This window comes from Microcystis sp. M179S2 (genome assembly GCF_020245805.1).
In the GTDB taxonomy this organism is placed as follows: Bacteria; Cyanobacteriota; Cyanobacteriia; order Cyanobacteriales; family Microcystaceae; genus Microcystis; species Microcystis aeruginosa.
Window position 1 is genome coordinate 1 of sequence record NZ_JADBUE010000053.1, and the last position, 9,180, is coordinate 9,180.

Consider the following 9,180-nt stretch of genomic DNA (forward strand, 5'->3'; position numbering starts at 1 on the left):
GAACCCTTATATAGAAAGGCATTTGGCGATTTTTGTCAATTATTTTTGATCTAGAGCGAACTAATCAATTAAGTCTCTTGCCAGATAAGGATTTAGTCGATTTATGCCCCCCTATCGAACCATACCAGGTAACGAAGAACCATTATTTCTATCAGGAACAAGTCAAAGAAAAATATTTATTTTAATTATCTGCTTGGCATTTATCCAGTCAAGAATATATCGGGGAAACCCTGAGATTAATTGATGATCACGGTAGCGGAAAAGTCTTAGATTTTGGTGGCGGAATCGGTACTCATGCCCTAGCTGCCGCAATAAATTCTGGGGTTGAACAGGTGATCTATTGCGATCTTAATCCCCTACATCATGAATTTGTTCGCTTTCGTGCCGAGCAATTAAATCTCGATACTAATAAGCTCTCATTCTATACGGAAATTCCCGAACGGCTAAAATTTGACACGATTATCTGTTTGGATGTCATCGAGCATTTGCCCTCACCTACAGTCCAACTTAAAAAGTTCTATGACTGGTTAAACCCAGGAGGAAAGCTAATTATTAACTGGTATTTTTTCAAAGGATTTAATCAAGAATATCCCTTTCATCTCGACGATCCCAAAATTATTGAGAGCTTTTTTCAAACCCTACAAAAAGATTTCCTAGAGATTTTTCATCCCTATCACATTACCGTGCGCTGTTATCGAAAAAATCAATAATTGCCGGAAGAAGATCAAACCAGAGGATGATAGAAAAGTTAGAATTACCCTTGCAACTATGACCCTAGATATTATCCCCGAAGGCGAAGAACGCAAAGTGGAAGCTGTCAGTAGTGCCGCCATTGATGGTGCGCCGATCGCCTATATTGTCGTCTTAGCCGCCATTGTCACTACCCTTTCTTTTATTCCCTTCTCCATTGTCCTCGCTTCCGGCGGTAGTATGCCCCTCAGTCAAGCGGTTTTTCCCCTCTTGGGTTGGTTACTCGGCCCGATCGCTGGGGCGATCGCTAGTGGCATCGGGTCCTTAATTGGGGCTTTCCTTGCCCCCTACACGGCAGGAATTCCCGCTATTTCGGTCTTTGGGGCAATTATAGCCAGTTTTGTGGCGGGAACGATGGTTTTAGGCAAAAAACGCCGTTATTGGTGGTTAGGATTAACGTTAATTTTTCTGATTCCCCTGTTTATCTACGCTAACCGGGCGATCGGACTGAACGGCATTTCGCCACGAATCTTTATTGCCGGGGCTTTCGTCGATTGGTCAGCTTTGGTATTATTTATCCTACCAACCCGGACTCTTTTTACCCATTGGATCAAAGGCAGCAATTTGGCCCTAGTAGCGGCGGGAATTTTTGGGGGTACCTGGACCGCCAGCGGCCTCTCCCATTTAGGGGCCGTCGCCATTACCTACTCGATTTTTAACTGGCCCGAAGAAGTCTGGATCGCTTTAATTCCGATCATTCCTGTAGAAAATCTGATTCGTTCCTTTGTCGGTATGGTGATCGGTTGTGGTGTGATTGCCGGTTTACGGGCGATCGGTCTGGTTAAATCAAGAGAGGCGATCTACTAAGGGACTTGCGCTTTGATAATGTACCATTTATGGCTTGTCTGATTCTTCTACAGAGCGACTGTCTGGCTGGGATATTATTCCTACGCAGGTTCCTAAATAGGAAGTTTTCCTTTTGGGGAGTGGGGGGTCGAGTGTCGGGACGGACGCAAGGGCAAGAATTGCCTGGTTGCCTCCAACCCCCCACCGAAAAAAAGAGAACTAGCGTTTTAGCCAACTCATCATCGCCCGCAGATCTTGACCGACTTCTTCGATCGAATGTTCTGCTTCTTGACGACGCATAGCGGTGAACCCCGGTTTACCTGCTTGATTTTCGAGGACAAACTCTCTGGCGAATTGTCCCGATTGAATTTCCCCGAGGATTTTCCGCATTTCGGCCTTAGTCGCTTCCGTCACCACCCGCGGACCGCGAGTGTAGTCACCGTACTCGGCTGTATTGGAAATACTATCGCGCATTTTGGCTAAACCGCCCTCGACGATCAGATCGACGATCAGTTTCACTTCGTGTAAACACTCAAAATAGGCTAATTCGGGCTGATAACCAGCTTCCACGAGGGTTTCAAAGCCGGCTTTAATTAAAGCACTTAAACCGCCGCATAATACTGCCTGTTCGCCAAAAAGGTCTGTTTCTGTCTCCTCGCGGAAAGTGGTTTCCAAAACTCCGGCCCGAGTGCCACCGATACCTTTAGCGTAGGCCATCGCCCGATCGCGTGCTTGGCCGGTAGCATCTTGATAGACGGCGAATAAACAGGGGACTCCTTGACCTTGTTCGTAGGTGCGACGGACGAGATGGCCCGGTCCTTTGGGTGCGACCATAACCACATCAACGTTAGCCGGGGGAACCACTTGACCGAAATGAATATTAAAGCCGTGGGCAAAAGATAAAACCTTGCCTTCGCTTAAATTCGGGGCAATTTCGTGGAGATAAATCGTTTTCTGCACTTCATCCGGTAAGAGGATCATGATCCAGTCGGCAATTTTAGCGGCTTGGGCCACATCATAAACCGGAATACCGGCTTCTTTGGCTTTGATTGCCGATTTACTGCCGGGATATAGACCAACAATCACATTAACGCCACTATCCTTGAGATTTAATGCGTGGGCATGACCCTGGGAACCATAACCAATAATAGCGATCGTTTTTCCCGCTAATAAATCTAAATTGGCATCCTCATCATAGTACATTCGTGCCATCGAAATCGCTCCTTAACTTCTTTTGTCACTGTGCAAACTCCTAATTATAGGGGAAAATCACGCCCGTCAGAAGCATTTGATCGCCGGTTTCCTGGAGTCAAGAAAAAATAGTGCCTAGAAAAATTGAAATTTTCTCTAGATAATTGGGTATTCTAACTAGGCTTGGCTGGCTTGATCTAGTGGAGCAGAAAAAAAAGGGGGGGTAATGGCCAATTTTTCGCTTGGACTTGGTTCTTTCACCAAAATTGAGTACAATGTCACTATCATTAAGCACTTCCTCTCCTCTCACCTAGTTAAGATTAACCTCGATCTGAACACAGATAATCGGGTTAGTATTTAGTGCAGAAATAGCTTCTCTCCTTCTCGATTTTTACCTTTTCTGGGTAATTTACCCAGTCAGGATCGTTTATAGACTGATTTACTGCCTTGATCGACCCTAGATAAAATCAGGTCAAAAAATTATTGGCTTTGTTAATCACTAATTCTCTTAGAGCTGCCCGGGAAAATCTATGGTAAGTTTTTTTAAAAAGCTATTGACAAAAAAACCTCAAGGTGTTGGGTTAGAGATCACCCCAGAGCGTATTAACATAGCTCAGATCGCCAAACAGGGACAAAATTATAAATTAGTTAAATGTTGTTCGTCGGATATCCCGGAAGGCATCTTTGAGGAGGGAAAAATCGTCGATTCCCCCGCTTTAGCGGAATTAATCCAAGAAGTCCTCAAGGAAAATAAAATTAACAGCAAACGAGTCGCTACTGGTGTGCCGATGCGCGAGTCAATTATCCGGATTATCCCCATTCCCTCGGAATTGGACGATCAGGAATTGCACAATCTGGTCTTAAATCATGAGGCTAGTTTATACCTTCCCTATCCTCGCGAGGAAGTGGATCTCGACTACCAAAAACTACGCTACTTTCAGGATGAAGACGGGATCGAAAAAGTACAAGTATTATTAGTTGCTACTCGTCGGGAGATTACCGATGCCTATATGGAAACCTTCCAACAGGCAGGATTACAGGTAGATGTGCTAGAAATTAATAGTTTTGCCCTAATTCGGACGATTCGCGAGCATTTGCGACAGTTTAGTTCCAATGAAGCCGCCGTTATTGTTGATATAGAATTTGATAACACGGAAATTGCCATCGTGGTGGACGGCGTTCCCCAATTTTCCCGCACTGTCCCCATCGGCACTTTCCAGCTACAAAATGCCCTCTCCAGGGCGATGAATTTGCCCACCTCCCGCAGTCCTGAGATTCTTTTGGGGATGACAATTCCGATTATTGCCTTTGATAGTCTTAGCACCAATACCGGCACTTCCGGGGCCCCTACTAACGCCGGGATGACGGCACTGATGCGCGTTTTAGGGGAATTAACCGATGAGTTACGGCGATCGATTAATTTCTATCTTAACCAAAGTGATGAAATGGAAATCGTCCAGTTACTTTTAGCCGGTCCCGGGGGCGGTTTAGCGCAACTAGACGAATACTTTACTCAACGTCTCAGCGTCCCCACCATGGCAATCGATCCGATCGCATCACTGAACTTAGATACAACTCAAGAGATTCCTAATACCGAAAGACCTGGATTAGGAACAGTTCTCGGTTTAGGATTACGGGAGGTATAGACAAAAATTATGTATAGTCTTGACGTTAATTTTCTTAAGGATCGCCATCTTAACCAAACGGGCAAAGGAACCCCCGCGGTCAAGATTTCCACCGCTATTAACCTGCGTAAACAAACACCCCTGTGGATCGGTGTGGGAGTGGGGGCAGGATTATTGACACTGACGGGATTACTCGGTTTAATCGTCGGTTTGCAAACCAGCGAAACTCAGGCCCTAATTCAGCAACTGGACTCGGAATTAGGTCAACTGCAAGCCCAAAGCAAAAAGCTAGAAGACATGAAAGCGCAACTAACGGCGGTAGGAGAAGAAAATGAAGCTCTGGTGACTGTATTCAATCAGATTAGGCCTTGGTCAGCTATTCTTCAGGAAATTCGCCTGCAAACTCCCCCTAGCGTCCAGCTAACCAGTGTGCAGCAGGTGGAGGTTCCCGCTGCCCCAGATCAAGGGCAACCGAATCGGGCTACTCAGTTAAAAATCAGTGGTTTTGCCAGTAGTTACGAAGCAGTAAATGATTATCTCTTAACCCTGCAAGCTTCTCCTTTTTTACAGGGCAAGAAAACCGCGATCGAAAGTGCTGCCCTGGCCGATTTACCCGTACAGGTGGCCAATCAGTACAAAAATATTAATGTCACTTTCCCCCAAGCGGTTCAATTTGTGATCACCGCCCAATTAAGTGATACTCCCGCTACTCAACAACTGCCCAATCTCGCCCGGAATGGAGCACTCGGAGTTGTCACTAGGATTAATACTCTCAAACGCCAAGGAGCCATTCAACCATGACCTTTACCGAAGAATTTGAAGATCGGGAATTAGAGGAATTTGACGAGTATCCTATCGCTTTCGGGATAACTTTTACTCCCCGCAATAGTGGCATCGCTGCCGCTGTGCTAGGTTTACTTGGCTCTTTCTATCTGCTTTTTAACTGGGTGATGCCCGCTTATGATACCTGGCAACAGTTGCAAAACGATGCAGCTGGCAAACAACAACAGATAGATCAACAAAAAAGCGGTCTCAGACCAGCCGAATTAGCAAAAATTGAGAGTCAGTTGCAACAAAAAGAGGCAACTAAACAGCAAATACTCTCGCTTTTTGCGAAAGAAAAAGACTTAAGCACTATTCTCTTAGATATTAGTAATATCTTTAAGTCTCGCAATGTTAAGCTGATTAGTTTCCAACCCCAACGACTAGAACCGGTGGTGGTCTCCGATGGTTCCCTCGGTAGCGCAGTTAATAATAAGCTCAAACGTCAAACTCTTAACGTCAAGCTCGAAGGGAACTATGCTAACACTCAAGAGGTTATTCGGGATTTAGAAAGATTACAGCCGCTCATTTTGCTAAACAGTCTCAATACCCAGATGGAAAAGGAAGGATCGGCGGTTAAAGTGGTTAGTACCGGCAACAATAAAGCCACTATCGTTCCCCAAGGCGATAAACCCGTTACTACCACCTTTCTTCTCGATGTGATTATTCCTCTCAATGCCGCCGAATTAGCGAAATTAGCACCGCCCCCCCCCGCCGAAGGTCAACCCCCCGCTAGTCCGCCCCAATAATAGTCTTCAATCCGGTGTGAGTATTGCGTTTTTTGTCCGTTGAATCCCCCAATTGTTGAGGAGTGAATAAAGTGAATCCGTCCCGCTATGCCCTGTTTATCCCCCAAATTGCCTCGTTTTTATTGATGGCTCCCCTGAGCGCTTTGGCCGAAACCCCCATTTCCTTCGATGGTTCAGAGTTAAAATCCCCTACATTAAAAGTTGAATTTTGGCAAGAGTTAAGTAAAGAAAATTTACAAAAGTCGCCAAATCAGCTTGTCCCTTCCAGCGCGGCCGTACAAAAGGAAATCAGCGATCGCATTTTAGCCAGGGAAAAACTGCTCGCCCAAAGTGCGCCCATGGTTCCCAACCCCGAAATTATCATTCAAGGCGTACCCCAAGCCCCTGGCGCTCCCACCCTACCCCGGGCCGTCGCCCCACCGGTGGGAGATATTGCCATCTCTAACATCGATGCTAGTGCCGAAAAGGTCAAATTCGATCGCAATATGACTGTACCTCGTGTTTTACTCCGGGAAGCTTCCGCTAGAGAAGTGTTAATGACCCTTGCTAACTATGCCGGTTATAACGTCGTTTTCACCAGCGCCCAGGGGGAAGCTAACGCCACCTCTCAGACAGTTTCCTTGGAATTTACTAACGAATCGGTGGAAAACATTTTTAACGCCGTCTTGTTAATTTCCGGACTCCAAGCTAACCGTCAGGGTAAAACCATCTTTGTCGGGGCGCAATTACCCCAAGGGGCTCGTAATCTAATTAGCCGCACCCTGCGTCTCAATCAAGTTAAAGCTGTCGCCGCCGCCATTTTCCTCGCCACCCAAGGGGCGGAATACCAGCGTTTAGTTACCCAAACCGAGGATATCGTCGATCCCCTCACCGGACGAGTAACCGGTCGCCGGGATGTTGCTCCCACCCTAGAGCCACTGACCCCCCAAAACACAGAAGGATCAAAAGCTGCCCTACTTTTAACCGGTTTAAGAATTGCCGCCGATGATCGCCTGAATTCTATTAATTTAATCGGCGAACCCCGACAAGTCCAGATCGCCACATCCTTATTAACCCAACTGGATGCCCGTCGCCGTCAGGTGGTGGTTAATGTCAAAGTTATCGATGTCAACCTGCTCAATACAGACCGCTTTAACAGTAGTTTTTCCTTCGGTTTTAACGATGGTTTCTTCGTTCAAGATAACGGGGCAGCAGTGCTGAACTTTGGTAATATGAACCCACCCACTAGCTCAACTGTAGGCAGACCGGGGGCTTTCGCACAGCCTGTTGTGCCGATTTTTGATATCATATCGGGTACGGGGACAGCAGCAATTCAACCTTTTATTGACATTCAGAATGGCGCTCCTTTTGGCCGTGTTAACCAGGGACTCAATGACTTTTCAGGGGGTCTAACACCCTACTCGCGCCCTAGTTTTGGTGGGATTAGTAATCCTTTTCAGCCCGGATTGAGTAAATTTACACCAGGCGAGCCAGGCACGTTCAATCCCATCACCGGAGTCACGACACCCGCTAAACCAGATGTCTTCACCTACGAACCCCCGACCCTCTTCCAGTATCCTCAAAAATTCCTGATGACCCTGCAAGCGTCAATTCAGACAGGAAATGCCAAGATTCTCACCGATCCCTCCCTGGTGGTGCAGGAAGGTCAACAGGCCACCGTTAAGCTCACCGAGAAAGTGCTAGAAAGTGTGGAGACAAGTGTAGATCCTCTCAGTGGCGAACGCACCACTGTCCCTGTACTGGCCGATGCTGGATTAACTTTAGCGGTAAACGTCGATCAGGTGGATGATAACGGCTTTATTTCCCTGTCGGTTAGCCCTACCATCGCCTCTCCGGGGTCTCCAATTCAATTTAATAGCGGTGGTCTCACAATCAACACCCTTACCCCTCTGATTCGTCGGGAATTGACTTCTGGTTTAGTTCGTCTCCGGGATGGACAGAGTTTAATTCTTTCCGGCATTATCCAAGAGCGCCAACAGAGTTCTGAGACAAAAGTGCCGATTTTAGGCGATATTCCCATTTTAGGGGCTTTATTCCGCAGTCGTACCAATCGCAACGAGCGATCGGAGGTGATTATTCTCCTCACTCCTAAAATTATCGAGGATACGGCCACCTCTACCCTCGGCATCAACTATCAACCGGGCCAAGATGCGGCGGAAATGCTTCAGCGTCAAGGTTTCCCCGTACAACCGCGACAGTAATCAGTAATCAGTTATATAGGGCTGGCTGAATAAATCTAAAAACCTTATCCAACAAGGTTTTTAGACCTTTTGGAAATCCAAAAGTGCCTGGCATGGGAGTGATCGGGGGGAAAATTCCGGGACTTTTTCCCTGAAAATTAGGTAATTGACCACCTGAAAATCGGTAAAACCCTACACCCCACACCCTACACCCTGCCCCCAGGAAAAACTTTTTGCCGCAAGCCCTAAGTAGGGTTTGCGGCAAAAAGTCGCTCAAAGAATTATGCTATTGAGTGCCAATAATTTGTCGCCCGAGGGATAAGTTTTACTTGAGTAAAATATAGCGTTTCTCACACCTGTGTGGCACAGTCAAACCTTTGCTGATTAAGCTTTTCACCATCGACAATGTACCTCTTGCGAACAGGAAACGCTATAACTTTTAACATAATTTTTATTAAAGCGTTGGTGGCATCTTAGTTCATTTGTTCGCAGAAAAAGCCAGAAAGACAAAAAAAGCCCAAAAAACTGCCGAAGCAGTCGGGAAAGATTAACAACCAAAAAGGTAAGAGCAATGGACGTTTCTGAAGTTTCAGGTAGTTTCGTCATGCACAGATTTAAACCAAATCTTGGTGGTGATTCGGTAGTAGTGATGGCGGCTTAATCCTTTGCTTTGCTGTGCATTGTAGTCATGGATAAAATACCAAAGGGTTCCCCAACGTGATTCTCCATTTTTTTGATGCTTGATGGCTACTGGCAAAAGATAGCCACTGCTGATTGTGTCAATTGATCAAACCATTGTTAAAATGGGATCACCTTGAACCTTTCCTATTCTCTTTGAGTTGCTTGTCTAACCTGTTCGATCTCTAATTCTAAAGCTTGTGCTATCTGTTCAAAGTTTAATCCTAAGGCCAATAAACGAGGAATAGAGGCTAATTTTGCCGCTAATTCGCCTTCTTGTCGGCCTTCCTCTCTACCTTCTTCTAAAGCTTCCTGATACACTTTAGTTTGTTTTAAATCGCTTAAACTAAACATCGCTTCTATCTCCTTTCTACTGACTTGGGGTAACTTATAAACCAA

The 9,180-nt window shown here is 46.1% G+C and carries 8 protein-coding genes and 1 pseudogene; 6 read left to right on the forward strand and 3 right to left on the reverse strand.

Annotated elements, in window-relative coordinates:
• The first annotated feature begins 218 nt into the window (after window positions 1–218).
• Window positions 219–710: a class I SAM-dependent methyltransferase gene (locus tag IM500_RS03040; RefSeq protein WP_287737650.1), complete on the forward strand. Its 492-nt coding sequence runs from the start codon at window positions 219–221 to the stop codon at window positions 708–710.
• Window positions 711–768: 58 nt separating this feature from the next.
• On the forward strand, window positions 769–1,557 hold the full coding sequence (locus tag IM500_RS03045; RefSeq protein ID WP_125731853.1) for an ECF transporter S component: 789 nt from the start codon (window positions 769–771) through the stop codon (window positions 1,555–1,557).
• A 198-nt stretch (window positions 1,558–1,755) separates the two neighbouring features.
• On the opposite strand, the gene ilvC is transcribed toward IM500_RS03045, so the two are convergent.
• A complete protein-coding gene (gene ilvC, locus IM500_RS03050; RefSeq protein WP_190720765.1) occupies window positions 1,756–2,748 on the reverse strand; it encodes a ketol-acid reductoisomerase in 993 nt (330 codons plus the stop codon).
• 509 nt (window positions 2,749–3,257) lie between these two features.
• Between ilvC and pilM the strand changes: the two genes are divergently transcribed.
• The 4 genes from pilM to IM500_RS03070 all read left to right on the forward strand — a co-directional run bounded on the left by pilM (window position 3,258) and on the right by IM500_RS03070 (window position 8,124).
• Window positions 3,258–4,373: a type IV pilus assembly protein PilM gene (pilM, locus tag IM500_RS03055; RefSeq protein ID WP_190720762.1), complete on the forward strand. Its 1,116-nt coding sequence runs from the start codon at window positions 3,258–3,260 to the stop codon at window positions 4,371–4,373.
• A gap of 9 nt (window positions 4,374–4,382) precedes the next feature.
• Window positions 4,383–5,153: a PilN domain-containing protein gene (locus IM500_RS03060; protein ID WP_190720759.1), complete on the forward strand. Its 771-nt coding sequence runs from the start codon at window positions 4,383–4,385 to the stop codon at window positions 5,151–5,153.
• A complete protein-coding gene (locus IM500_RS03065; RefSeq protein ID WP_190720756.1) occupies window positions 5,150–5,923 on the forward strand; it encodes a pilus assembly protein in 774 nt (257 codons plus the stop codon). The genes IM500_RS03060 and IM500_RS03065 overlap by 4 nt, the downstream gene beginning before the upstream one ends.
• A 71-nt stretch (window positions 5,924–5,994) precedes the next feature.
• A complete protein-coding gene (locus IM500_RS03070) occupies window positions 5,995–8,124 on the forward strand; it encodes a secretin GspD/PilQ domain-containing protein (protein WP_190720753.1) in 2,130 nt (709 codons plus the stop codon).
• A 453-nt stretch (window positions 8,125–8,577) separates the two neighbouring features.
• Here the strand turns inward: IM500_RS03070 and IM500_RS24680 are convergent.
• Window positions 8,578–8,730 (reverse strand): annotated as a pseudogene (locus tag IM500_RS24680) (transposase); the annotation flags it as partial.
• A gap of 198 nt (window positions 8,731–8,928) precedes the next feature.
• Window positions 8,929–9,180: Rpn family recombination-promoting nuclease/putative transposase (locus IM500_RS03080; RefSeq protein ID WP_287737649.1), on the reverse strand; the 252-nt coding region annotated here is incomplete at its 5' end.

Coding starts and splice junctions, on each gene's coding strand:
- IM500_RS03045 (WP_125731853.1), top strand. CDS start 769: ATGACCCTAGATATTATCCCCGAAGGCGAAGAACGCAAAGTGGAAGCT.
- ilvC (WP_190720765.1), bottom strand. CDS start 2,748: ATGGCACGAATGTACTATGATGAGGATGCCAATTTAGATTTATTAGCG.
- pilM (WP_190720762.1), top strand. CDS start 3,258: ATGGTAAGTTTTTTTAAAAAGCTATTGACAAAAAAACCTCAAGGTGTT.
- IM500_RS03060 (WP_190720759.1), top strand. CDS start 4,383: ATGTATAGTCTTGACGTTAATTTTCTTAAGGATCGCCATCTTAACCAA.
- IM500_RS03065 (WP_190720756.1), top strand. CDS start 5,150: ATGACCTTTACCGAAGAATTTGAAGATCGGGAATTAGAGGAATTTGAC.